Origin of the sequence: Phyllobacterium bourgognense, from assembly GCF_003337575.1 — a bacterium.
Taxonomy (GTDB): Bacteria; Pseudomonadota; Alphaproteobacteria; order Rhizobiales; family Rhizobiaceae; genus Phyllobacterium; species Phyllobacterium bourgognense.
The window spans coordinates 67,415-92,018 of record NZ_QPJM01000018.1; the positions used below are offsets into that span (position 1 = coordinate 67,415).

Genomic DNA, 24,604 nt, shown 5'->3' on the forward strand with positions numbered 1-24,604 from the left:
GTCCGGCCTAGTATGCTCTACAACATCCGTCTTCATCTTCACTATGATTACGAACGGTCTGCCGCAGGCGGGCGGCATCACATCCGGGTCATGCCGCAGGCGATGCCCGACGTTCAACGCATTGTCGCCTCCAGCCTTTCGTTCGATCCGGTTTCAGCGGAACGATCTGAATTCACGGACTTTTTCTCCAACAGTGTGACCTCGATCGTCTATCGCAATCCACACGAGACGCTGGATGTGACCATGGCTGCCCGAGTGAATGTTACCCGGCCACAGAACATGCTCGACGTTTCGCCTGATCTTGCCCGGCTACGGAAGGAGATACGCAGTGTCTGGTCGATTGCCGCCGATGCGCCGCACCATTTCCTGGCCACGAGCGCTCATGCAGCGATCGACCCGGATATCACGGCCTACGCCGCGCAAAGTCTTGTCGATGCGCGTACGGTGATGGAGGTGGTCAATGATCTCAACAAGCGCATCCATGCGGACTTCACCTATGATGGTGATGCGACGGACGTGCGCACGACTGCGCGCCAGGCATTCGATCTGAAGGCGGGTGTGTGCCAGGATTTCAGCCACGTGATGATTGCAGGGCTGCGCGGACTTGGCATTCCCGCCGGTTACGTCAGCGGTTTTCTCCGAACAATCCCGCGGCCGGGCAAGGAGCGGCTGGAAGGCGCTGACGCTATGCACGCCTGGGTGCGTGCGTGGTGCGGGCGCGAAGCGGGATGGCAGGAATTAGACCCGACCAACAACATGGCGGCGGGGAACGATCACATCACCATCGGCTATGGCCGCGACTATTCCGATGTGTCTCCCATTGTGGGTGTGCTCAAGACAAGCGGTTCGCAGAAAGGCAAGCAGTCTGTCGATGTGATCCCGCTGGAGTAAAATGATGGCAGGAATCCTTGTACGTGGTTCGACAAGCTCACCGTGAGGGAGATGGTTTGGTTGCACGCCAATCGGTGACGTCGCAGTGTATATCTCGCTGCCATACGCAGCACCCCTCATGGTGAGCTTGTCGAACCACGCACAATGAATTTGCTGACCGGAAAAAGATGATTGAAATGGTTTTTCTTGGTTTCTGGAAATCCCGAGAATATGGTCTGCACCATGCTTCCCAATCCGCCCCTGATGCTCACCACTGGTCCCGTTCCTGCCTATCCTGAAGTCCTTGCGGCACTGGGATCGCCGGTGCTCTATGACTATCACCCGGCTTTTCAAATCTTCTATGCGGACGTCACTGGAAAGCTGCGTCAGGCGCTTCGCTGCGATACTGCTCCGGTGATCATGCAGGGTGAGGCTATTCTTGGGATCGAGGCGGCGGCAGGCGCATTGATCTCGAAAAAAGATGTCGTTCTCAACCTCGTTTCCGGTGTCTATGGCAAAGGTTTTGCCATCTGGGCATCACGCTATGGCAAGGAAGTCATCGAGCTCGCCGTACCCTATGATGATGTCATCGATCCGCAGGCGATTCGCGAGGTATTGAGAAAGCGGCCAGATATCTCGGTTGTGGCGCTGTGCCACCACGACACGCCGTCAGGCACGCTCAATCCTTTGCACGAAATCGGTGCGATCGTCGCGGAGCATGGCGCCTACCTCATCGTCGATGCCGTGTCATCCTTCGGCGGAATGGACGTGCATCCGCAGGAAGCGCATGCCGACATCTTCATCACGTCGCCGTCGAAATGTCTTGGCAGCACGCCTGGCTTGAGCCTGATTGCGATGAGCGACCGTGCCTGGGCGAAGATCGAAACCAATCCGGACGCGCCGGTAAACTCATTTCTCAGCCTCCTTGCCTGGAAGGATGCATCGGAACCCGGAAAGCATTTTCCGGTTACGCCTTCCATTGGTGAGATTTATGCGCTGAACGCCGCGCTCGACCGTTATGTGGAGGAGGGCCCCGAAAACGTGTGGGCCCGCCATGCGCTGACCGCGGCGATCACGCGAAAGGGCCTGTTCGAGCTTGGGCTGCCCTTGTGGCCAAAGGAAGAAGCTTTCTGCTCTGCAACGGCGACCGTTTTCAAGGTGCCGGAAAACATCAGCGATGTGGCGCTGCGCGATCGCTTGTTGCACGACCATGGCATTCTTGTCTCGCTCGGGCGCGGGGAGACGGCGGGCCAGGTGCTCCGTGTTGGCCATATGGGCGCTTCGGCACAGCCGGACTTCGCCCGACAATTCATTGCCGCGTTGAGCGGGATTCTATCCGAACCATTTTCAGCCGATTGAGAGGATTGCAACAATGTCCCGTATCCTGTTGAACCGGCGCAATTTTCTCGCGACGACCGCGAGTGCCGGAGCGATGATGGTTCTACCCGAATGGGCTCGTGCGCAGACTGCGACGCCTGTCAAAGGCGGGCGTCTCGTCGTCGCTGGAGATAGCGAACCGGCAAACCTCAATCCCGCCATCGTCGCTTCAAATGGTGTGTTCTTCGTCGCCAGCAAGGTCATCGAGCCGTTGGCCGAACAGTCCTATGATGGAAAGGATGGTCTTGATCCGCGACTTGCAACCGCATGGGAGGGATCGGCTGATGGACTCACCGCCACGTTCCAACTGCGCGAAGGCGTTACCTGGCACGATGGCAAGCCATTCACCTCGGCGGATGTGGCCTTTTCGGCACTGGAAGTCTGGAAGAAGCTACAGAATCTGGGGCGGGTGGTGTTCAAGAACCTCGAAAGTGTCGAGACGCCCGACGATCACACCGCTGTCTTCAAATTTTCCCAGCCGACGCCATTCCAGCTCATCCGAAACGCTCTGCCAGTGGTCACCTCGGTCGTGCCGAAGCACCTTTATGAGGGTACGGATATTGGCAAGAATCCGGCCAATCAAAAACTGGTCGGCACCGGGCCATTCAAGTTCGGCGAATACAAGCCTGGCGAATATTACCTGCTCAAGCGCAACGACGCCTATTGGCAGAAGGATGAGCCCTCGCTCGACGAGATTGTTTATCAGTTCCTGCCGGACCGTGCCGCGGCAGGCAATGCGCTCGAAGCCGAGGAGATCCAGCTGGCTGCATTCTCCGCCGTTCCGCTCGCGGACCTCGAACGCATCTCCAAGGTGCCGGGGCTGAAGGTCTATTCCAACGGTTATGAGGGACTTACCTATCAATTGATTGTCGAAATCAACCATCGCCGCAAGGAACTCGCTGACGTCAAGGTGCGTCAGGCGCTGGCGCATGCGATCGATCATGATTTCGTCGTCAAGACGATCTTCCTCGGCTATGCCAAGTCTTCGACCGGACCGGTGCCGGCCTACGACAAGACATTTTTCGAACCCGATGTGACGAAGTACGCTTTTGACCCTGCGAAAGCCGAGGCCTTGCTGGATGAGGCTGGCTACAAACGCGGTGCGGACGGAAACCGCTTCAAGCTGAAGCTGCTGCCGGCGCCTTTCTTCAATGAAACCAAGCAGTTCGGCGATTATCTTCGCCAAGCGCTGGCCAAGATCGGCGTCGATGCGCAGATCGTCAGCAATGATACGCCAGCACACCTGAAGGCGGTCTACACGGATCATGATTTCGACATTACCGTCGCAACGCCGGTCTATCGGTCCGATCCGGCGATCTCGACGACGATCCTGTTCGAAAGCGGACTACCAGCGGGTGTGCCTTTCTCCAACCAGTATGGTTATGCAAACGCGGAAGTCGACAAGCTGATCAAGGATGCCGCCTCCGAGATCGATGCCGACAAGCGCGCCGGGCTTTACAAGGAGCTGCAGAAGAAGGTGGCCGACGATCTGCCGCTGATCAACGTCGCCGAATTCTCCTTCATTACCGTGGCGCGCGACAGCGTGCAGAACGTATCGAACAATCCGCGCTGGGCGGTTTCGAACTGGTCGGATGTGTCGTTGAAGGAGTAGGGGAAACCTAGGCCGTCCAGTCCTCGACCTTCAGGCCGTCCACCCTTTTGAACTCGCGTACATTGTTGGTAATGACGGTCAAGTCACGGGCTTTCGCTTGCCCTGCGATAAGTACATCATAAGGCCCTATCGGCGCACCGGTTTGAGCGAGTACGCTACGCAACTCTCCCGATACGCGTGCGTCTTCCTGATCGAATTCCAGAATGGGAAAATCAGTGAGAAGCAGGCGCAGAGCTTCCAGATTGAAGGAAATTTTCTGGCTTTTATAGACGCCGAAATAGAGTTCGTGCGCAACGATCGAGGGGATACCAATCTCCCCTTCGCGTTTTTCGAGAATGAGGCGGACCAAAGTGTCCGATCTACGCGAGACCAAGTGAATGACGGCGTTGGTATCGAGAACATAGCGCATCATTTGAACAGGTCGTCCAGTTCTGGCCGGTCCTGCTCCGATGGTTGGTCGCGGCCTCCATCTAGAAAGTCCTCGCTAAATCCGTGGTTGAGAGCCGCTTTAAGCGAACTCCAGGCCTCCTTGTCGGTCTTGTGGGGACGCAGGATGAGCGCGTCGCCCTCGCGAGAAATTTCAACTTCGTCGACATTCAAGCGGAATTCTTTCGGCAGGCGAACGGCCTGCGAATTGCCGGAGTTAAACACTTTTGCAATCTGCGGCATGTGCATATCCTGTAAGCGAGAAGTGTATATACTGACGTGTATATACGACTTAGTCTGTTCGTGCAAACTCGTTTGTTTTTCCCCGGCAATCCCTCTAGACTCAACGGGTATTCGCGCCAGCCGGAGTTCTCCTTGCCGCCTCTCGTTTCCTTTTTCCTGAGACGTCTCGCAACGGCGCTTCCGGTTCTCGCGCTGGTGCTGGCTGGGAGCTTCCTCCTGCTTGAGGCTGCTTCCGGCGATGCGGTGGATTCCTATGTGGCGCGATCCGGCAGCATGGATGCGGAACAGATTGCACAACTGCGCCAGGAATGGGGTCTCGATCAAGGTCCAGCTCACCGTTTCAAGGCCTACGCGTCGGCGCTTGCCCGAGGCGATCTTGGCTGGTCCACAGCCTTCGAACGACCTGTTGCCTCGGTCATTTTGGAGCGACTGCCGATTACGTTGTTGCTCATGGGCGTGGCCACAGCGCTGGCCTTCTTCCTCGGGTCGCTGCTCGGCGTGGTCGCCGGAGCAAATCCTGGATCGTTTCGCGACCGCTTTTTGTCCACCAGCTCGCTCGCGCTCTATGCGGTTCCGGGCTTCTGGCTAGGTCTGGTGCTCATCGTGATCTTCGCCGTCGATCTGCGCTGGCTGCCGATCGGCGGTATTGAATCAGTCGCATCCGGTAAGACAGGTCTTGCGCGCATAGGTGACATCGGTGCGCATCTGATCCTGCCAGTTGCCTCGCTCGCCATGGTCTACCTCGCGCTTTACCTGCGCTTGATGCGCGACCGGATGAGCGAGATCTGGCGCGATCCTTTCGTCAACGCACTGAAAGCGCGTGGGTTGAGCCGGGGGCGGATCACCTGGCGGCATGTAGCGCGCAACGCAGTCTTGCCGGTGGTTACCATGCTTGGTTTGCAGGCGGCAGCGATGCTGGGCGGCAGCGTCGTGGTAGAGAGTGTCTTTGCTATTCCGGGCTTCGGCCGATTGGCGGCAGAAGCGGTGGCGCGCCGCGATACGCCGCTGTTACTCGGGGTCATCCTTTGCAGCGCCATCACGGTGATCATCGTCAATCTCGTCGTCGATCTCGCCTATGGCAAGCTTGATCCGCGCGTAAGGATTGGGCGATGACGTTTTGGCGGATGCTGAACCGGGAAGGACGGGTAGGCGCAGTTGTGCTCGCGGCTCTCCTCCTCATGGCATTGCTGGCGCCATGGATCGCGCCGGGTGACCCTCTGGCGATTACAGGCGAGCCGATGTTGCGGCCCTTTGCATCCGCTGCACATATACTCGGTACCGATCGTCTTGGCCGTGACGTGCTTGGCGGGCTATTGCATGGCACGCGCACGACACTGCTCGTCGCCTGCTTTTCTGCGGCTGTCGCATTGGTCGTTGGTAGCATCGTTGGCACACTGGCCGGATATTTGGGTGGTCTTGCTGACACGGTGCTGATGCGCATCACCGACGCTTTCCAGACCGTGCCGGCATTCCTATTGGCCCTGGCAGCAATCAGCGTCACTGGCCCGAGCGTTCCGACGCTGATCTTTGCCATCAGCCTTGGCACCTGGACACAGGCAGCCCGCGTGACGCGGGCCGAGGTGCTGTCACTGCGCGAACGCGATTTTGTTGCCGCAGCGCGCGCACTCGGCATGCGCCCGCTCGAAATCGCCTTCCGCGAAGTGCTTCCCAACGCCTTCGGACCCGCCGCGTCGCTAGCGGCCATTTCCGTCGCCGCCGCGATCCTGATCGAAGCTGCACTGTCGTTCCTCGGTTTCGGCGATCCGAACCGGGTGACATGGGGCAGCATGATCGCCGAGGGCCGCACTGTCTTGCGCGCCGCGCCATATCTTTCAATCGTTCCGGGTATCGCTCTGGTGGTCACTGTTCTGGGCGCACATTTGCTTGGGCGAGGGCTGTCACGGACCGAAAGATTGCAGCCATGACAGAGACTTATCTGCGTGTCCGGAATCTTTGTGTGAACTATGGCCAGACCGCCGCCTTGCATGATGTATCTCTCGATCTCGCGAAGGGCGGCAGGCTGGCGGTGATTGGCGAGAGCGGCTCGGGGAAGTCCACACTCGCCATGGCCATTGCTGGCCTCTTGCCCAAATCGGCGAGAACAGAGGGTGCGATCGAATTTCCGGGGTTCTCGCATTGGCCGAAACTCGGCAAGGACATTGGCGTGCTGTTTCAAGACCCGAGCGGCAGTCTCGATCCGGTGATGAAGATAGGCGACCAGATTGCCGAAGTGGTGATGACGCATGAGAGGACAGGCTGGATAGCGGCGCGGGTCCGGGCGGTGGAATTGCTTGACCGTGTCCGTATCCCGAAGGCCCTGTCTCGGCTCAACAGCTACCCGCACGAGTTCTCCGGTGGACAAAAGCAACGTATTGCGCTTGCCGCCGCCTTGGCGGGCAATCCCTCGCTGCTCGTCGCCGACGAGCCAACCAGCGCACTCGACACGGTCGTCCAGAGACACATCGTCAATCTGCTCGATGAACTGGTGCGTGATAGCGGCCTGACGCTGCTGTTCGTCACGCACGATATCGCGCTGGCTTCCGAACGGGCTGACCAGATTGCGGTGCTTTACAAGGGCAGGCTGGTGGAGTGGGGTTCGGCCGCCAAGGTGCTTGGCCAACCGGAGCATCCCTATACAAGAGCGTTGATCGGCACGCATATTGCGCTGGATACACCACGGCGCAAGCGGCTTGCCGAAATCGATGCGAGCGCGTTGCAATGACGGAAAGCGCGCGTGCATTGCCGGTTCTGGAGGTCAACAACCTTGCCAAGCGCTTTGGAGATCGCGGCGCGGCAGGGCTTAGGGATGTGACTTTTTCGATCGCGCGTGGTGAAACGTTGGCCGTTGTCGGCGCTTCGGGTTCCGGCAAGACGACGCTGGCGCGGCTGATCATGCGGCTTGCAAACCCGGAAGCGGGTTCTATCCAGCTTCATGGCCGGGATATCACGCGATTGCATGGCGAACCCCTGAGGCGCATGCGTTCCCAGTTCCAGATGGTGTTTCAGGACGCGCTGGCTGCGTTCAATCCGCGTGCCAGTGTCCGCCGCATTCTGGAAGATCCTTTGCGGGTCCATGGACTTGCCGAACCAAAGGATTTTGATACATCCATTGATGCGGTTCTCGAACGCGTTGGCCTTGGCACCGGGTTCAAACAACGCTTGCCGCTCGAACTTTCCGGTGGCCAGCGCCAGCGGGTCGCTATCGCCCGGGCAATCCTGACCAACCCTGATCTCATCGTGCTCGACGAACCTGTCTCGGCACTCGACGTTTCAGTGCGCGCCCAAATCCTCAACCTGCTCCTCGATCTGCAGGATGAGACGGGTGTCGCCTACCTCTTCATTTCACACGACCTTGCCGTCGTGCGGGCATTCGCCGACCGGATGATCGTGATGGATGAGGGACGTATCGTCGAAAACGGCACTACGGAAGGCGTGCTTGCCGCACCGCAAGCAGAAGCGACGCGGCTTTTGATCGATGCCGTACCCCGGTTGATCAGATAAGACCGTACTGCTCCACCTGAAGGCCATCTGAAGACTGGCTGGCCAGCGGGTCGGCTGAAGCCATGGGTGAATGCATCCGGGGAGTAGAAAGCTCAGGTTCTGACTGGTCGGAGTGAGAGGATTCGAACCTCCGACCCCGTCGTCCCGAACGACGTGCGCTACCAGGCTGCGCTACACTCCGTGACCAGTAGGCGCGGTTTATAACGTCCGGTTTCAGCCCCTGCAAGTCGTTTGCTGCTCACATTTCAATTAAGGCAGTGGTAATTCGATTGCACCCGGGTAACAGCCAATTTGCCTACTGTGATCGAAGCGAAAAGTCTTGTATCGATTAGACAAGCAAAGGTTGGGGCGCTCGAACAGCGGGAATGCGATCGATGGCGGCAGGAAAACAAAAGATCATCAGCTTTGTCATGAGCGGCGGTGTCGGTTCGAGGCTCTGGCCGCTCTCGCGCGAGGATTTCCCCAAGCAGTTCCACAATCTTTCCGGGCAGGGATCTATGCTGTTGCGGACGGTCAAGCGAATGGGCGCACGGGTCGAAGCGGGCAGGGTTCCGGTCTATCTGCTGGCTTCGGAACGGCATGCAAACCGTATCAGCCAGGATCTTGCCGGAATCGATCTTGCCGGCGGTCGACCCATTCTCGAACCGATGGGCCGCAACACGGCGTCTGCAGTCGTGCTGGCAACGGAAGTGACACTGCGCGAACATGGCGATGAACTGGTCCTGGTCGTGCCTTCGGATCACGAGATCACCACGGATCGTGACTTCTGGAATACAGTCGAGGCAGGTGTCGAAGCGGCGAAAGCCGGGCGGATCGTCGTTTTCGGTATCCAGCCGGACCGGCCAGAAACCGGCTTTGGCTATATCGAAGTCGGCCCGCTGACGGAGGGCATCCGCGATGTCGTACGTTTCGTCGAGAAACCCAATGAGCAGACCGCCAAGCAATATCTTGAATCCGGAAATTTCCTCTGGAATGCGGGTATTTTCCTCTTCCGCGCCAGTACTATGCGCGATGCCTTCACAACATATGCCGCCGATATCTGGGATGGCGCTATTGCTGCCCTAGACCAGGCGGACACGAACATATCCGGCACATATCTGCCGCACGATCTCTATGCGGCCGTTCCGTCCATTTCGGTCGACTATGCCATCATGGAAAGGGCTTCGGATATCGCACTCGTTCCGGCGAAATTCCGCTGGAATGATCTTGGTTCCTGGCAATCGCTGCTGGAGGTTGGTTCGGTCGATGGCAATGGCAATGTGATTGTCGGCGATGTTGTGGCTATCGATTGCGAGCACAGCTATCTGCGCAGTGATGGCCGCTTGCTTTCTGCAGTGGGCTTGCGCGATACAGCCGTGGTTGCAACCGCGGATGCGACATTCGTTGCACCGGTCAACGAGAGTCAGAATGTCCGCAAGATCGTCGAGCAACTGGAAAAGACCGGACGCCTCGAAACAAAATTTACACCGGCACAGGATCGCCTGCCACAAGTCGGCGCCTACGGCAACAGGGTTCGCCACTGGCTTTTCAGCGAGACCCTTCCGCTCTGGTCTACCGTAGGCGTGGACGATCGCCATGGTGGCTTTCACGAAGCCATGTCGTTTGACGCGACGCCCATCACGAAACCAAAACGCATGCGCACGATGGCGCGGCAGATCTACGCGTTTGCCGTGGCCCACGAAATGGGCTGGGACGGACCGGCTCATGCGCTGATAGATCATGGCATAGAATTCATCACAGCCAATGGGCGCACGGATCGCGGCGGCTGGATCAGGACATTCAATCCGGACGGCAGCGTTCTTGATCCTGCCGAAGATGCATATGACCAATCATTCGTGCTCCTGGCGCTCGCCCATGCGCACAAGGCCGGGCACAGGAGAGCCTTGGCGCTTGGCACGGAGACGTTTGTCTTCATCGATGAGTACCTTGCGGACGCACGTCTGACAGGATTTCTGGAAACCCCGGATGACAAGGGATTGCGAAGGTCCAATCCGCATATGCATCTGCTGGAAGCATTTTTGGCCTGGTATGCCGTCACGGGGAATCGTGATTACCTGCAGCGGGCGGCGCGCATCGTCGATCTCTTCCGGCATCACATGTTCGACGCGGAAACCTGGACGCTGGGTGAGTATTTCAACAATGACTGGGAGCGTGCGCAGGGAGAGCAGGGCGAATGGACCGAGCCCGGCCACCATTTCGAATGGGCGTCGCTTCTGGTCAGTTTTGCGGCGGCATCGGGTCAGAAAGATATCATTCGCTTTGCCCGCAAGCTGTATTCATCGGCCATCGCCAACGGCCTGAACCGGGCAACGGGTCTTGCTTACGGCGCCGTTTCGCGCCACGGCCTGCCGCTCGACACGAATTCGCGCAGTTGGCCGCAGACAGAAGCAGTCAAAGCAGCGATGGCGCTTGATGGCAATGGCGGTCCGGATCTGAAACCGGAGGTGGAGGCGCGCGTCGGACGTCTCTTCCGCTGGCACATCGAGCCTGCGCCAAAGGGGTTGTGGATCGACCTCATCGACGAAACCGGTCGCGCCAAGGCCGAAGACGTTCCGGCCTCGATCTTTTACCACCTTGTCAGCGCGCTAACGCAGTATGTGGACTACGTCGGGAAGAAGGCAGCATAAGATGTTGCCTTTGCTTATGTGCTGCGTGGTTCGACAAGCTCACCATGAGGGAGGGTGAGCTATTGCAAGGGAACTAGAATTTTGCAGCACCAACTTCCCTCATGGTGAGCTTGTCGAACCACGCCCTAAGAAACGCAAAATCAACTGGCCGTCTCAATAGGGACTCTCGACGTTGCCCGTCTCGACATAGACCGACTTGATCTGGCTGTAGTGGTAAAGTGCGGCGAGGCCGTTCTCGCGGCCGACGCCGGATTGCTTGAAGCCACCGAACGGCATTTCTACCGGCGCGAGATTATAGGTGTTGATCCAGCAGGTGCCGGCCATGAGCTGGCTTATCACGCGGTGCGCGCGCGACAAATCCTTGGTGAACACACCGGCTGACAGGCCAAATTCCGTATCGTTGGCACGGGCGATGACTTCGTCCTCCTCCTGAAAATCAAGGACTGCCATCACGGGGCCAAAGATTTCTTCCCGGGCGATGACCATATTGTCAGTTACGTTGGTGAAGATGGTCGGTTCGACGAAGCACCCGCCCTCGAAACCCTGCATCTGAGGGACGCCACCACCGAAATGCAGCGTCGCACCTTCGGCCTTGCCCTTTTCTATATAGGACACGACCTTGTCGCGCTGGGACGCATTGACCAAGGGGCCGAGATGAATTTCCGGATCGAGCGGATCCCCGAGGCGAATGGCCTTGGTGCGCGTGGTCAGGCGGTCGAGGAACTGCTCCTTGATGCCACCCTGTACGAAGACGCGCGTGCCATTGGAGCAGACCTGACCCGTCGAATAGAAATTGCCAAGGAGTGCACCGCCGACTGCATTTTCCACGTCGGCATCGTCGAAAATGATCAATGGCGACTTCCCGCCGAGTTCCATGGTGGCGTGCTTCATATGCGAGCCCGCCTGTGCCAACACGCGCTTGCCTGTCGGGACCGAACCGGTCAGCGAGACCTTGGCGACGAGCGGATGATCCACCAGCTGCGAGCCGACATCGCCAAAACCCTGCAACACGTTGAACAGACCATCGGGCAAGCCAGCTTCCTTGTAGACTTCAGCCAAGGCGAGGGCCGACAGCGGCGTGTTTTCGGACGGCTTGAAAATCATGGCATTGCCGGCAGCGAGCGCTGGAGCGGACTTCCAGCCTGCACCCTGAATCGGATAATTCCATGCGCCGATGCCGACGCAAACGCCCAAAGCCTCGCGGCGCGTGTAGGCATAGGATCCGCCGAGCTCGATCATCTCGCCATTGAACCCGGCTATGATGCCGCCGTAGAATTCCAGTGCATCGGCAGCGGATGCGGGATCGGCAACCAGCGTTTCCTGAATAGCCTTGCCGGTATCGAGTGTTTCGAGTTCAGCGATTTCGGCATTGCGGGCGCGCAGGATATCGGCGGCGCGGCGCAGGATACGGCCGCGTTCCACCGGCTTGAGTGCAGCCCAGGCCGGTTGCGCTGCGGCGGCAGCCTGCACCGCCTGCTCGATCAGCGCCGGTGTCGCGCCAAAAAGCCTGGCGATGATCTCGCCCGTTGCAGGATAGATCACATCAAGCGGCTTGCCTTCTTTGTCTTCAACGAAGCGGCCATTGATGAAATGCGATGCTAATGGCTGTGCGCGCATGGTGTTCTCCAAAAAAATACGTGAGGTCGGCCTGCAAATTGTCGGCTTTCTGCGCTTCCGGTGCTCACGTACGAAGAGTACGCTCCGCTCCGGTTCTCGCAATCCGTCATTTTCGGCTCGTCCTGACGGATTTTTGAGCCGGGCCCTTGATCGGCATAGCAATCTTTAGGGTTAGACACGGGATAGCTCATCTATCGCTCACCTGCCAGCGCGGATTGATCCACGGTTCCTGGTTGGAGCGAGGCAGGGGATCTCGGCCAAGAATATGATCGGCAGCCTTTTCGCCGGCCATGATCGAAGGGCCGTTGAGGTTGCCATTGGTCACGCGCGGGAAGATCGAACTATCGGCAACGCGCAGTCCTTCGATGCCGATCACCCGGCACTGCGGATCGACAACCGCCATGGGATCACTCGCCGAGCCCATTTTGCAGGTGCCGCAGGGGTGGAAAGCGCTCTCCGCATGCTCACGCAGGAAGTCATCGATCTCTTCATCCGACTGCACATGTGCACCCGGTGAAATCTCCTTGCCGCGATAGGGATCTAGTGCTGCCTGTCCGAAAATCTCGCGCGTCAATCGGACGGCGTGGCGGAAATCCACCCAGTCGTCGGGATGCGACATATAATTGAAAACGATCCTGGGTTTCTCGATCGGATCAGATGAGCGAAGCGTCACGCTCCCGCGCGACTTCGATCGCATCGGACCGACATGCGCCTGGAAACCATGACCCTTCACTGCGGCCCGACCGTCGTAACGGATAGCTGCAGGCAAGAAATGATACTGGATGTCCGGATAGTCCACGCCGGGTTTCGAACGGACGAAAGCTGCGGACTCGAAATGGTTGGTTGCGCCGTGGCCGGTCTTGAAGAACAGCCATTCGGCGCCGATTATGGCCTTGGAGAAGAGCCCGAGCCTGGAATTGAGAGTTATCGGTTTCAGACTTTCCTGCTGGATATAGACTTCCATATGATCCTGGAGATTCTGGCCGACACCGGCCCGGTCGGCAACGACATCGATTCCATGCTCTTTCAAATGGGCGGCGGGGCCGATACCTGACAGCATCAACAGCTTAGGCGAGTTGATGGACGAGGCAGCGACGACCACTTCGCGCCGGGCGCGGATCACTTCCGTCCTGCCGCGCCGGGTAATTTCCACACCAACCGCCCGTTGATTCTCAATGATCACACGCCGTGCGAAACCATTGACCAGATTCATGTTTTTGCGTTTTAATGCCGGGCGAAGATAGGCATTGGCCGCGGACCAGCGGCGGCCATTGTAGATGGTTTGCTCCATCGCCCCGAAGCCTTCCTGCTTCGAGCCATTGTAGTCTTCGGTAACTTCGAAGCCCGCCTGTTGTCCGGCGGCGACAAAGGCGTGGAATAGTGGATTGTCCCGGCGTCCGCGTTGTATATGCATGGGGCCGTCCGTGCCGCGCCATCCAGGTTCGCCGCCGTGCGAATGTTCCATGCGTTTGAAATAGGGCAGCACATCCGCATAGGACCAGCCGCTCGCGCCGCTTTCCGCCCAATGGTCGAAATCATGGGCATGGCCGCGCACATAAACCATGCCGTTGATCGAGGAGGAGCCGCCGATGACCTTGCCGCGTGGCGTGACCAAGCGGCGCCCGCCAAGGTGTGGCTCGGGTTCGGACATAAAGCCCCAATCATAGGTGCTCATATTCATCGGAAAGGACAGTGCCGCCGGCATCTGGATAAATGGGCCAATATCCGTACCGCCGAATTCGATGACAATCACCGAATATTTGCCATCCTCCGACAGGCGGTAAGCCATCGCGGAACCCGCAGAACCAGAACCGATGATGACGAAATCTGCTTCCATAATACTTTGCATGCTCACTCGCCGCGCGGGTAGCGGGCGTTCTCTTCCAGAACGTTCAGGTCCATATGATTGCGCATGTAACGCTCGGAAGCCTTTTGCAGGGGCTGATAATCCCACGGATAGTAGGAGCCGTTGCGCAAGGCTTCGTAGACCACCCAGCGCCGCGCCTGGCTTTCGCGCACCGCGGCATCAAACTGCGCCATATCCCAGCGCTCCCGGGCTTTCGCCGTGAAATCTGCAACCAGCTTGGCATGCGCCGGATCTGTCGCGAGGTTGGTCAGTTCATCCGGATCCGATTCAAGATCAAAGAGTTGGGGCGGGTCGATCTCGCAATGCACGAACTTGTAGGCGCCTTCGCGGATGCAGACAAGCGGCGCGTTCGAGCCTTCCGCCGCATATTCCATCAGAACGGGACCGACGCGCGTTTTGCCTTGCATGACAGGGGTCAAATCCTCGCCATCGGTCCATGGCAGGATTTCGGCGATATCGATTCCTGCAAGCGCACCGAGCGTCGGATTGATATCGAGCGTCGAGACCGGCTGGCTGATCAGTTGCGGCATGATGCCCTTGCCGGCGATCATCAGCGGAACGCGCGACGAGCCTTCGAAAAAGTTCATCTTGAACCAAAGGCCACGCTCGCCCAGCATGTCGCCGTGGTCTGAGGTGAACACGATGATCGTGTCGTCCAGCATTCGTGTGGTCTGCAGGACCTCGAGAATTTCGCCGATCTTGTCGTCGATATAGGAGATATTGGCAAGATAGCCCTGCCGAGCCCGCCGAACCTGGTTGGCTGTTATATCGAAGGAATGATGCTCGCAGGCTTCGAGCAGCCGCTTTGAATGCGGGTCCTGTTTTTCAAACGAAATGGCACTGACCTTCGGATCAAGCGCAGGCGATCCCTCATAAAGATCCCAATATTTGCGCCGTGCCACATAAGGATCGTGCGGATGAGTGAAGGAAACTGTCAGGCACCATGGCCGGCGCGATGCATCATCCGACTCACGCGATAGCTGGTAGAGCTTTTGTCGTGCGTGGAACGCTACCTCGTCGTCGTACTCCATCTGGTTGGTGGTCTCGGCAACGCCCGCGCCAGTGACCGAGCCAAGATTGTGATACCACCAGTCGATGCGTTCTCCCGGCTTGCGATAATCCGGTGTCCAGCCGAAATCCGCCGGGTAGATATCTGTTGTCAGGCGCTCTTCAAGGCCATGCAATTGATCCGGGCCGACGAAATGCATCTTGCCGGAGAGGCCGGTATAGTAACCAGCACGGCGCAGATGATGTGCGTAAGTCGGGATATCCGAGACAAACTCTGCCGCATTGTCATAGACGCGGGTGCGCGAGGGTAACTGACCCGACATAAGGGAAGCACGGGCAGGGGCACAGAGCGGCGAGGCAGTGTATGTATTCGCAAAGCGGGCCGAACGCTTGGCCAATACCCTGAGGTATGGCGCATGGATGAACTCTGCCGGACCGTCTGGAAAAAGGGTTCCATTCAGCTGATCAACCATCAGGATCAGTATATTCGGCTTCATGCAGGCTCCGGCAGCAACTAAATTCGTCCGCATAACATTTTCCATATGGCAATCATGGTCGCTGTTTCAGTTACGCCATTGCGCACCGCATGACGACCGATATTTCTGACCGTGCATGCAGGTTCACCTTGAATCGTGCGGGTTTCATGGTTAGCTCAACAGGAAAATATCTGGAGGAATGGAAATGACAGCCTGTATCGTTGGATGGTCGCATCTGCCATTTGGAAAGCTGGAAGGCGAAACTGTCGAAAGCCTGATCGTCAAGGCTGCGGTAGGGGCGCTCGATCATGCCGGCATCGGTCCTGAAGACGTCGACGAGATCGTGTTGGGTCATTTCAACGCCGGTTTCTCCCCCCAGGATTTCACCGCCAGCCTGGTTCTGCAGGCGAGTGACGCCTTTCGCTTCAAGCCCGCGACACGTGTTGAAAACGCTTGTGCGACCGGCTCGGCAGCCGTGCATCAGGGTATCAAGACCATTCGTGCAGGCAACGCCAAGGTCGTACTTGTCGTGGGTGTCGAGAAGATGACATCAACGCCTGGTCCGGAAATCGGCAAGAATTTGCTCAAAGCGTCTTACCTTCCGGAAGAGGGCGAGATTCCTGCTGGTTTCGCCGGAGTCTTTGGCCAGATCGCGGCCGCATACTTCCAGAAATACGGTGATCAATCCGACGCTTTGGCGATGATCGCTGCCAAAAACCACAAGAACGGCGTCAATAATCCTTATGCACAGATGCGCAAGGATCTTGGCTACGAGTTCTGCCGGCAGGAGAGCGAGAAGAACCCATTCGTTGCCGGACCGTTGAAGCGTACCGACTGTTCCCTCGTCTCCGACGGTGCGGCGGCGCTGGTCCTGACCGACACGCAGACTGCCTTGAAGATGAAGCGTGCCGTGGCATTTCGTGCGGCTGCTCACGTTCAGGATTTCCTGCCGATCTCCAAGCGCGATATCCTGCTGTTCGAAGGCTGTTCGGAGGGCTGGAAGCGTGCGCTGGAACAAGCCGGCGTGACCATCGATGATCTGTCCTTCGTCGAAACGCATGACTGTTTCACTATCGCCGAACTGATCGAGTATGAGGCAATGGGATTGGCGAAACCGGGCGAGGGCGCCAGGATAGCGCTCGAAGGCCAGACAGCCATGAACGGCCGCCTGCCAGTCAATCCTTCCGGCGGTCTCAAAGCCAAGGGGCATCCGATCGGCGCCAGCGGCGTCTCGATGCACGTGTTGTCATCGATGCAGTTGACCGGGGAAGCGGGTGGTATCCAGGTGCCGGGCGCCAAGCTTGCGGGCATTTTCAACATGGGCGGGGCAGCGGTCGCCAATTATGTTTCGGTGCTCGAGCGGATAAAATAGGGGTTGCTAGAAACCAACCCTGCCGAATCCGGGAACCTTAAGTCCCGGATGCAAAACATCCACACCCGCCACCAAACCCAGGAAATTGATCTCAAGTCCGCTGCGAGAACCGGCGGAAACGCCAGCATATCCGAAAAGCGTGGCGTGAAAATTCTCCCAATCATCGTCGATCACGAACAGCTTGCCATCCGTTGGAAAATCGCGCCCAACTGCATTTGACGGCAGCACGATGCGCATTTCGGGAACGGAACGGAGAATATGAGCAACGAAGCTGTTCGAGTTCGGGCCCGGCCAGATCGTGTAGTTGCCGGGCTTTCCGTAGGGATATGCCTCGATTGCAGCTTGGATCTTCGGGATTAAAATTTCCGCTTCAGCGCCATGAAATTCATGCACGATAAATGGTCCATTGGAATACCAGCGCCCGTCAGCGTCGTAGGCATTCTTGCGGACCGGGATTCCCCAGCCGACAACCTCATAACGGTCATAGCTTGTTATACCAGCCCGCTTTATTACCAACCAGGAATGCAGCGATAGGGCGCCTTTTATGCCGCCGGTGCGCGCGGCGAGAATATAGACCGACGCCTCACCGATTTCTGGCTTGGCAGGAATAACGCCGCTAGAGCTCCAGTCAGCGCTGCGCCAGTTGTCCTCGTGATGTTGGGTCATCCACCAACCAGCCGCAGCGAGAGAAGGAAGAATGAAGAGGATGAAGATACCGAGCGCCAGACGAACGAATAATTTGAACACGCGGCTTTCTCCATTGGAAAGGGGAACGGACCACCTTATAACACCATGGATTCCGGCTGATTTAGGTCAACATCCCGGGGAATGTGGGGCACGATGAGCAATCCGGTACTGGTTGAGGTTTTTCGCGGCGAAACGGTCGAGAGCCGCCATCGTGGCGCAGTGATAGTTACCGATGCTGACGGCAAGATCGTCTTCTCGCTTGGCGACATCGAGAGACCGACCTTTCCGCGCTCTGCGATCAAGGCAATTCAGGCATTGCCGCTGGTCGAAAGCGGCGCGGCGGATGCCTATGGCTTTGGCAATGAGGAACTCGCCATGGCCTGTGCCTCGCATTCGGGCGAGCCGCAACATGTGGCGAAGGCTGCCGATATGCTGGGCCGCGCCGGGCTCGATGTTTCGGCACTTGAATGCGGCTCGCATTGGCCGTCGCAGCAGCCCGTGTTGATTGCGCTGGCGAAAAGTGGCCAGGAGCCGACGCCGCTGCATAATAATTGTTCCGGCAAACATGCGGGTTTCCTGTGCACATGCCGGCATCTCGGCATCGAAACGCATGGCTACTCCGCTTTGGGCTCGCCCGAACAGGATATGGTGCGCGATGCGATGGAAAGCGTCACCGGCGCGCCGCATACGCTGGATCGCTGCGGCACTGACGGTTGTTCAATCCCGACCTATGCCATTCCTCTGAAAAACTTGGCGCATGGCTTCGCCCGCATGGCGACGGGGGTTGGATTCGAGCCGGTTCGTGCCGCTGCGGCGCGGCGCCTTGTCGATGCGGCGATGGCAGCACCATACTATGTCGCGGGTACCAATCGCGCCTGCACGGTTTTAATGGAGATGGCTCCAAACCGCATCTTCGTAAAAGGCGGTGCTGAAGGTGTCTACACCGGTGCGTTGCCCGAACTCGGGCTCGGTATCGCTATCAAGTGTGATGACGGGAGCGCGCGGGCATCGGAGGCAATCATCGCTACGATTCTCGCCCGGATCTATCGCAACGAGGATGAACTGGAGTCGAAGCTAGACCGGTTTGCCGATCGCGAAATGCGCAACTGGAACGGCATTACCTATGGTGTCATCAGCCCGACAGAAGCGTTGACGGACGCCGATATCAATTGATGACATTCCGCTCTACGGTAAGGTTTGGATAGATCTGGGCCCTCTTCTGGGTCAAATCCTTGACCGTGACATCACTCCAGCTATGACCAACAATGCCGCCATTCCGGGAACTCTGGACGATGTTGTCGCTAATGATGGCCGAACCGACGCCCTCGACGACGCTGACATAGATGCCTTCGCCTGACGTGCGGACGATGTTTCCGGTCGCAATCACATTGCGCATGTAAGCGCCCCAGCCGAGCTGTATCCCGTAAAGCGGGGCGTTTTCAACGACGTTGCCTGTGACCGAGATGTCGGCTTCGACGCTGATACCTATCCCGAAGGTGCCGGGATATGGGCCCTTGGTCGAGAGATTCCGGACCAGATTGCCGCTGCAGGTTCCGAGCCGGCCGCCGCTGTCGAAATTGACCATTGATATGCCGTTTGCAGCACCATCAACGAGATTGTTGGCTATGACCGCGCCTTCGAAAGCGAACTCGGAATAAATCGCGGTTTCGCCGCTCGCACTGCAATTGTTTCCGGTGATCTGCAGATTGCTGGCGCTATTGCCGCGGATCGCGGTAAAGGCGCTCTCGTTGATGACATTGTTGGAAACGACGACATTGTTCGCGCGAAAGATATTGATGGCGTTGCCGTTCTGGCCGGTGCCGCCTGCATCCGCTCTGGTCTTGCCGATGCGGTTGCCCGTAACGATCGTGCCGTCTCGGCCTTGCTCGTAACGCTGAACGAGAATGCCGCCATTACCGCAATCGTGGATCTCATTGCCGGTGATTTCTAGTCCGGTGGAGTCCGCAGCAAATATGGCCGCATCGCTGGCGCCGGAGATACGCATATCCTCGATACGCCCACCGCATTTGAAGAGGTCCACCGCATTCTTGCGCGCACCGACAATCTGGCAATCATCCAATACAAGACGGGCGACGTTACTGGCTTCGAATAGCCCTCGAACGCCATCACCCAGCGGCCTGCCGTCACCGTCGATTACAAGACCTTTGAGCTGGACATGATTGGAACCATGAGCGCTTATCAGACCGGATTTGTCTCCGAACAGAAGACGCGACTTGCCGGAAACACCGAACAGATTGACATAGTCTGGAAACTGCACACCCGAGACAATATAGGCTCCAGGTGGCAGGAATATCTGCTGGCCGGACGAACTTGCTTTGGTCAGCAACGCTTTCAGCTTGATCGTTTGATCGTCTGGCGCTCCAGGATTCAGCCCGAATTCAACGGCGTTGATTATTCCTGATGCGGTCTGTGCTTGCGTGGCACGCGGTAGAATCCCAGCGCCAGCAAGCGCGGCCAGACCAGTCAGGACGAAGCGTCGGTTGATCATATTGTTATTCCGCGGAAGAGAATGAGATGGGTGATGGAGGATTGCACTTGCTGTAGTGCCTAGCAAGGCATACCTTCGTTCGATGAGCAGGGCCTTCACAAAGGAAGACGATAGCAACTCCTCGATCGATGTCGGCGAGCGCCCGATAAGCCCGCACCGGAATCTGGTGACGGAGAAGGGCCTCGCCCACATTGATGCCGAGCTCGCAGCGGCGCATGAGGCGCTGGCTAAAGGCAATGCCGAGGCTGATCGCGATCTGATCGCGCGAGCCTCACGCGATCTGCGGTATTGGAACGCACGCAGAGAATCGGCCGAAGTCTCCCGCCCCGATCCGCATAGTGACGTGGTCCGGTTCGGCATGACAGTCACAATCGCCAATGAAGACGACAAGTCACAAACCTGGGCAATTGTCGGTGAGGACGAAGCGGACGCCAGCCATGGCAAGATCTCGCATGTGTCGCCCATGGCGAAGGCGATGTTCGGTAAATCCATTGGCGACAGTTTCGTGCTGAACGATCACGAGTGGGAGATAACGGCGATCGATACTGCACCTTGAAGTTGAATCCTGCTTTGAGCAGTGAGCCCCAAGAGATTCAATTCAAAGCGTTTTTCATGCCGACTCGATGTGATCGCGGAAGAAGGCTGCCGCGCCAGTTTCGTCAATTTCGCCAGCGGCGACGTTCATCACAAACGTGTAAAGTGTACCGGGATCGGCAGTCGGCACATAGCCGTTGATCACGAGGAAGGCGAGGGCTGCAGCGAGCGCCGTACGCTTGTTTCCATCGACAAAGGCATGGTTTCTGGCCAAGCCAAACATGTAAGCTCCGGCTAGCTCTGCTATGTCTGGATCGCCATAATTAGATTTGTTTTCGGCGCGAGCCAAAACCGATTCGAGGGCATTTTCGTCTCTCAAACCGTGAGCCCCGCCATGACGATGCAACTGCTCCGCATGCATTGCTTCCACTGACAAGCGGGAAAGGAATTCCCAACTCATTCAGCAAGCTTTTGAAAAACGATCTTGTACTTGTCCATCATTTTGCGTGCGGCTTCCATCTGACGTTCGAACGAATCGTCAGTAGGCTTCAAAATTATGCCGTCGGCAGTTTGAATGACTTCCAGCTGATCTCCAGCCTTCAGATGGTTCCTCTCAAGCACGTCCTTCGGCAGGATAACCCCTTCCGAATTTCCGATTTTCCTCACGGTCACATTCATGGCCTTAACTCCAATGTTATAACGAGAGGTATAACGTAAGTGCACGGCACATACAAGCTGGAGATTGTGGTCTTACAGCCAGCCCTTTTTGCGGAAGATCAGGAGCGGGATAACCGCTGAGGCGATCATCAAACCAATGGCCATCGGATACCCCCAGACCTTGTCGAGTTCCGGCATGAAATGGAAATTCATGCCGTAAATCGATGCGACCAGCGTTGGCGGCATGAAGGCCACAGCGGCGACGGAGAAAATCTTGATGATGGCGTTCTGCTCGATCGAGATGAGCCCAACGACTGTATCAAGCAGAAAGGTCACCTTATTGGAAAGGAAATCGACATAGGTGCTTAGCGATTGCGTGTCGCGCTCCAGCGACTTGATCGTAGCCCGGATGTCCTTCTTGCCCAAAGCCTCTTCCGGCATGGCTGCCGTATAAACAAGGAGCCGGCTGACGCCGGCGATGCTTTCCCGAATCTTGGAAAGAAACGCACCTTGAATGCCGATATTATTGAGACTGTCCCTGAAGTTCTTTGTTGTCATCGGCTTGTCGTTTTCCGACCGCCGGAAGATGGCGTGAGAATTCACATCGATATCGCCAGCAACACCTTCGAGAATGTCGGCAATCCGGTCCGTTACAGCTTCGACCAATCCCAGCAGAATGCTGATGCCGCTGCATCTAGGTGTAATAAGACCGTTTCCCGGCTTGGTCGCGCGGCTAATGAACAGACTGAAGGCCTTCGGTTCCGTGTAGCGGACAGTGACAAGCAACTTTCCCGTTAGAATGAACGATACCGGAGCGATACCGTGATGCTTCAATTCGGTGGAATGCAGGATGGAAGCGGTCAGATATTGCGCGCCGTTCTCGGCGTAGAAGCGGCTGGACTCCTCGATCTCGATCATATCCTCGTGGGTCGGTATGGTAGCCTTGGTCCAGTTCTCAACCTGGACGTCCTCTTCATGCGTCGGGTTGATAAGGTCGATCCAGACTGCATTGGGCGGCAGCTCTGCCCCCGCAAGCGCAGCACTGGGCATCAGATAATCGTCTTGCAGCGCGTAGACATAAATCATTTCACAATGAATCCAGCAATGTATCGATGAGTTTCTCGGCAGCCTCGCCGATTACAGTGCCAGGAGGGAAAATGGCCGTTGCACCTGCCTTGAGGATCGCATCGAAGTCCTGCGGCGGTATGACACCACCAACGATGATAAGAGTATCTTCACGCTCGCGGCGTTTCAGCGCCTGCTTGAGCTCCGGTACAAGTGTCAGATGTCCAGCTGCCAGCGACGAGACGCCAACGATGTCGACGCTGCTCTCGACGGCGAGGTCCGCAACTTCTTCAGGTGTCTGGAACATGGCGCCAACGATGACCTCGAATCCGAGATCACCGAAAGCCGTCGCTATGACCTTCTGGCCCCGATCGTGGCCGTCCTGGCCCATCTTTGCGACAAGAATACGAGGCTTCCTCCCTGTGCGTTTTTCGTAGGCGATCGCCTTCGCTTCAACCCGGTCTATGACTTCGCTCTTCCCGGCCTCCTTGCGGTAAACACCGGAAATCGTGTGGATATTGGCGACATGCCGCCCATAGGCTTTTTCCAGCGCCAACGAGATCTCGCCGACGGTTGCACGCGCGCGCGCGGCCTGAATAGCCAGGTCGAGCAGATTGCCGTTGCCCGACTTCGCAGCGGCCGTCAGCGCAGAGAGGGCTGCATCGACTGCGGCAACATTGCGTGTTCCCTTCAACTGCTGCAGCTTGGCAAGCTGACGTGCGCGCACCTCTGCGTTGTCGACTTTCAGCACGTCGACTTCCATATCCTCGGTCGGGCGATAGGAGTTGACGCCGATGACCGGTTGCCGGCCGCTATCGATGCGGGCTTGCGTGCGGGCTGCAGCGGCTTCGATGCGCATCTTCGGAATGCCCTGTTCGATCGCCTTGGCCATACCGCCCAGCGCTTCGACCTCGTCGATGTGGGCGAGGGCACGGGTGGCAAGGTCATGTGTAAGCCGCTCGACATAAAATGAACCGCCCCAGGGATCGATTGTGCGCGTCGTGCCGGACTCCTTTTGCAGAACAAGCTGTGTGCTGCGGGCTATGTGAGCCGAGTGATCGGTTGGAAGAGCCAGCGCTTCGTCGAAAGAATTGGTGTGCAGCGACTGCGTATGCCCCTGTGTCGAAGCCATGGCCTCGATCATGGTGCGCACAATGTTGTTGTAGGGGTCCTGTGCTGTCAGCGACCAGCCCGAGGTTTGCGAATGGGTGCGCAGCGACAGCGAGCGCTCGTCCTTCGGATTGAAGTTCTTCTTCATCAAAACGGCCCAAAGCAGGCGCGCGGCGCGCAGCTTCGCAACTTCCATGTAGAAATTCATGCCGATCGCCCAGAAGAAGGAGAGGCGCGGCGCAAAACTGTCGATATCCTGACCAGCCGCAACGCCGGCCCGCGCATATTCTATGCCGTCGGCGATCGTGTAGGCGAGCTCAAGGTCGGCGGTTGCCCCCGCTTCCTGCATGTGATAGCCGGAAATCGAGATCGAATTGAACTTCGGCATATTTTCCGACGTGTAGGAAAAAATGTCCGAGACAATGCGCATCGAAGGTTGCGGCGGGTAGATATACGTGTTGCGTACCATGAACTCCTTCAGAATATCGTTCTGAATGGTTCCGGCGAGCTGCTTCTGACTGACGCCCTGTTCTTCGGCTGCAACTATGTAGAGGGCGAGAATTGGCAGCACTGCCCCGTTCATGGTCATGGAAACGGTCATTTCGCCAAGCGGAATACCGTCGAACAGCTGTTGCATATCGAGAATTGAATCGATGGCGACGCCCGCCATGCCGACATCGCCTGCGACACGGGGGTGGTCACTGTCATAACCGCGATGGGTGGCCAGATCGAAAGCAACGGAAAGGCCTTTCTGGCCGGCGCCAAGATTGCGCCGGTAAAAGGCATTGGATTCCTCGGCGGTCGAGAAGCCGGCATATTGCCGGATCGTCCAGGGCTGCTGGACATACATCGTCGGGTAGGGGCCGCGGATGAACGGTGCAGCACCGGGAAAGCCGTCCAGATGCGGCAGCCCGCGTAACGCCGCATCGCCATAGGAGCGCTTGACCTGGATACCCTCAGGCGTGATCCAGGCTGCGGCCTCCGGCGTTGGAGCGAGGGGCTTCGGCTCTTGCCAATCGATCTTGGTGAAGTCCGGAATTCTCATT

General features: G+C 57.7%; 22 protein-coding genes and 1 tRNA gene. 11 read left to right on the forward strand and 12 right to left on the reverse strand.

What is annotated here, in order from left to right; genetic code table 11:
* Positions 1 to 12: 12 nt before the first annotated feature.
* The 3 genes from C7476_RS22920 (at position 13) to C7476_RS22930 (ending at position 3,859) form a co-directional block, all read left to right on the forward strand.
* Positions 13 to 891: a transglutaminase family protein gene (locus C7476_RS22920; RefSeq protein ID WP_114432173.1), complete on the forward strand. Its 879-nt coding sequence runs from the start codon at positions 13 to 15 to the stop codon at positions 889 to 891.
* A gap of 171 nt (positions 892 to 1,062) precedes the next feature.
* The gene (gene ppaT, locus C7476_RS22925; protein ID WP_245426490.1) at positions 1,063 to 2,229 is read left to right on the forward strand and encodes a pyridoxamine--pyruvate transaminase; all 1,167 of its coding nucleotides are present in this window, start codon (positions 1,063 to 1,065) and stop codon (positions 2,227 to 2,229) included.
* Positions 2,230 to 2,242: 13 nt separating this feature from the next.
* Positions 2,243 to 3,859 carry an ABC transporter substrate-binding protein gene (locus tag C7476_RS22930; RefSeq protein WP_114432174.1) on the forward strand — a complete coding sequence of 539 codons (1,617 nt, stop codon included), beginning with the start codon at positions 2,243 to 2,245 and terminating at the stop codon, positions 3,857 to 3,859.
* A gap of 7 nt (positions 3,860 to 3,866) precedes the next feature.
* Here C7476_RS22930 and C7476_RS22935 read toward each other — a convergent pair whose 3' ends face one another.
* Positions 3,867 to 4,271: a type II toxin-antitoxin system VapC family toxin gene (locus tag C7476_RS22935; RefSeq protein WP_114432175.1), complete on the reverse strand. Its 405-nt coding sequence runs from the start codon at positions 4,269 to 4,271 to the stop codon at positions 3,867 to 3,869.
* The gene (locus tag C7476_RS22940) at positions 4,268 to 4,528 is read right to left on the reverse strand and encodes an antitoxin (protein WP_114432176.1); all 261 of its coding nucleotides are present in this window, start codon (positions 4,526 to 4,528) and stop codon (positions 4,268 to 4,270) included. Before C7476_RS22940 ends, C7476_RS22935 begins: the two co-directional genes overlap by 4 nt.
* A gap of 132 nt (positions 4,529 to 4,660) precedes the next feature.
* Here C7476_RS22940 and C7476_RS22945 point away from each other — a divergent pair, with 132 nt between their 5' ends.
* The 4 genes from C7476_RS22945 to C7476_RS22960 are packed head-to-tail and all read left to right on the forward strand — an operon-like array spanning position 4,661 to position 8,029.
* Complete coding sequence (locus tag C7476_RS22945) at positions 4,661 to 5,641, forward strand: ABC transporter permease (protein WP_114432177.1); 981 nt, start codon at positions 4,661 to 4,663, stop codon at positions 5,639 to 5,641.
* A complete protein-coding gene (locus C7476_RS22950) occupies positions 5,638 to 6,453 on the forward strand; it encodes an ABC transporter permease (protein WP_114432178.1) in 816 nt (271 codons plus the stop codon). Before C7476_RS22945 ends, C7476_RS22950 begins: the two co-directional genes overlap by 4 nt.
* Positions 6,450 to 7,250: an ABC transporter ATP-binding protein gene (locus C7476_RS22955; RefSeq protein WP_114432179.1), complete on the forward strand. Its 801-nt coding sequence runs from the start codon at positions 6,450 to 6,452 to the stop codon at positions 7,248 to 7,250. The genes C7476_RS22950 and C7476_RS22955 overlap by 4 nt, the downstream gene beginning before the upstream one ends.
* Entirely contained in the window at positions 7,247 to 8,029 is a 783-nt protein-coding gene (locus tag C7476_RS22960) for an ABC transporter ATP-binding protein (protein WP_114432180.1), read from the forward strand. Before C7476_RS22955 ends, C7476_RS22960 begins: the two co-directional genes overlap by 4 nt.
* Positions 8,030 to 8,133: 104 nt before the next feature.
* Here the strand turns inward: C7476_RS22960 and C7476_RS22965 are convergent.
* Positions 8,134 to 8,210 (reverse strand) — tRNA-Pro (locus tag C7476_RS22965).
* 193 nt (positions 8,211 to 8,403) lie between these two features.
* On the opposite strand from C7476_RS22965, the gene C7476_RS22970 reads away from it, so the two are divergent.
* Complete coding sequence (locus tag C7476_RS22970) at positions 8,404 to 10,656, forward strand: AGE family epimerase/isomerase (RefSeq protein WP_245426491.1); 2,253 nt, start codon at positions 8,404 to 8,406, stop codon at positions 10,654 to 10,656.
* Positions 10,657 to 10,809: 153 nt separating this feature from the next.
* Here the strand turns inward: C7476_RS22970 and betB are convergent, their stop codons facing one another.
* The 3 genes from betB to betC all read right to left on the reverse strand — a co-directional run bounded on the left by betB (position 10,810) and on the right by betC (position 15,645).
* The gene (gene betB, locus C7476_RS22975; protein ID WP_114432181.1) at positions 10,810 to 12,273 is read right to left on the reverse strand and encodes a betaine-aldehyde dehydrogenase; all 1,464 of its coding nucleotides are present in this window, start codon (positions 12,271 to 12,273) and stop codon (positions 10,810 to 10,812) included.
* 187 nt (positions 12,274 to 12,460) lie between these two features.
* Entirely contained in the window at positions 12,461 to 14,110 is a 1,650-nt protein-coding gene (gene betA, locus C7476_RS22980; protein WP_181872569.1) for a choline dehydrogenase, read from the reverse strand.
* A 14-nt stretch (positions 14,111 to 14,124) separates the two neighbouring features.
* Entirely contained in the window at positions 14,125 to 15,645 is a 1,521-nt protein-coding gene (gene betC, locus C7476_RS22985) for a choline-sulfatase (protein ID WP_114432203.1), read from the reverse strand.
* A gap of 184 nt (positions 15,646 to 15,829) precedes the next feature.
* On the opposite strand from betC, the gene C7476_RS22990 reads away from it, so the two are divergent.
* A complete protein-coding gene (locus tag C7476_RS22990) occupies positions 15,830 to 16,996 on the forward strand; it encodes an acetyl-CoA acetyltransferase (RefSeq protein WP_114432204.1) in 1,167 nt (388 codons plus the stop codon).
* A 6-nt stretch (positions 16,997 to 17,002) separates the two neighbouring features.
* Here C7476_RS22990 and C7476_RS22995 read toward each other — a convergent pair whose 3' ends face one another.
* The gene (locus C7476_RS22995; protein WP_245426492.1) at positions 17,003 to 17,743 is read right to left on the reverse strand and encodes a DUF3750 domain-containing protein; all 741 of its coding nucleotides are present in this window, start codon (positions 17,741 to 17,743) and stop codon (positions 17,003 to 17,005) included.
* A gap of 93 nt (positions 17,744 to 17,836) precedes the next feature.
* On the opposite strand from C7476_RS22995, the gene C7476_RS23000 reads away from it, so the two are divergent.
* Positions 17,837 to 18,856 (forward strand): asparaginase, encoded by a 1,020-nt coding sequence (locus tag C7476_RS23000; protein ID WP_114432182.1) that lies wholly within the window; start codon positions 17,837 to 17,839, stop codon positions 18,854 to 18,856.
* On the opposite strand, the gene C7476_RS23005 is transcribed toward C7476_RS23000, so the two are convergent.
* Positions 18,849 to 20,192, reverse strand: coding sequence for a TIGR03808 family TAT-translocated repetitive protein (locus C7476_RS23005; RefSeq protein WP_114432183.1), 1,344 nt, complete (start codon positions 20,190 to 20,192; stop codon positions 18,849 to 18,851). The genes C7476_RS23000 and C7476_RS23005 overlap by 8 nt on opposite strands.
* Before the next feature lie 82 nt (positions 20,193 to 20,274).
* Here C7476_RS23005 and greA point away from each other — a divergent pair, with 82 nt between their 5' ends.
* Positions 20,275 to 20,748 (forward strand): transcription elongation factor GreA, encoded by a 474-nt coding sequence (gene greA / locus C7476_RS23010; RefSeq protein ID WP_114432184.1) that lies wholly within the window; start codon positions 20,275 to 20,277, stop codon positions 20,746 to 20,748.
* A gap of 54 nt (positions 20,749 to 20,802) precedes the next feature.
* On the opposite strand, the gene C7476_RS23015 is transcribed toward greA, so the two are convergent.
* From C7476_RS23015 to scpA, 4 genes are all read right to left on the reverse strand, one after another.
* Positions 20,803 to 21,186, reverse strand: coding sequence for a type II toxin-antitoxin system death-on-curing family toxin (locus tag C7476_RS23015; protein WP_114432185.1), 384 nt, complete (start codon positions 21,184 to 21,186; stop codon positions 20,803 to 20,805).
* Positions 21,183 to 21,404 carry an AbrB/MazE/SpoVT family DNA-binding domain-containing protein gene (locus C7476_RS23020; protein WP_114432186.1) on the reverse strand — a complete coding sequence of 74 codons (222 nt, stop codon included), beginning with the start codon at positions 21,402 to 21,404 and terminating at the stop codon, positions 21,183 to 21,185. Before C7476_RS23020 ends, C7476_RS23015 begins: the two co-directional genes overlap by 4 nt.
* Before the next feature lie 72 nt (positions 21,405 to 21,476).
* Entirely contained in the window at positions 21,477 to 22,469 is a 993-nt protein-coding gene (locus C7476_RS23025; protein ID WP_114432187.1) for a magnesium transporter CorA family protein, read from the reverse strand.
* A gap of 1 nt (position 22,470) precedes the next feature.
* Positions 22,471 to 24,603 (reverse strand): methylmalonyl-CoA mutase, encoded by a 2,133-nt coding sequence (scpA, locus tag C7476_RS23030; RefSeq protein ID WP_114432188.1) that lies wholly within the window; start codon positions 24,601 to 24,603, stop codon positions 22,471 to 22,473.
* Position 24,604: the final 1 nt, after the last annotated feature.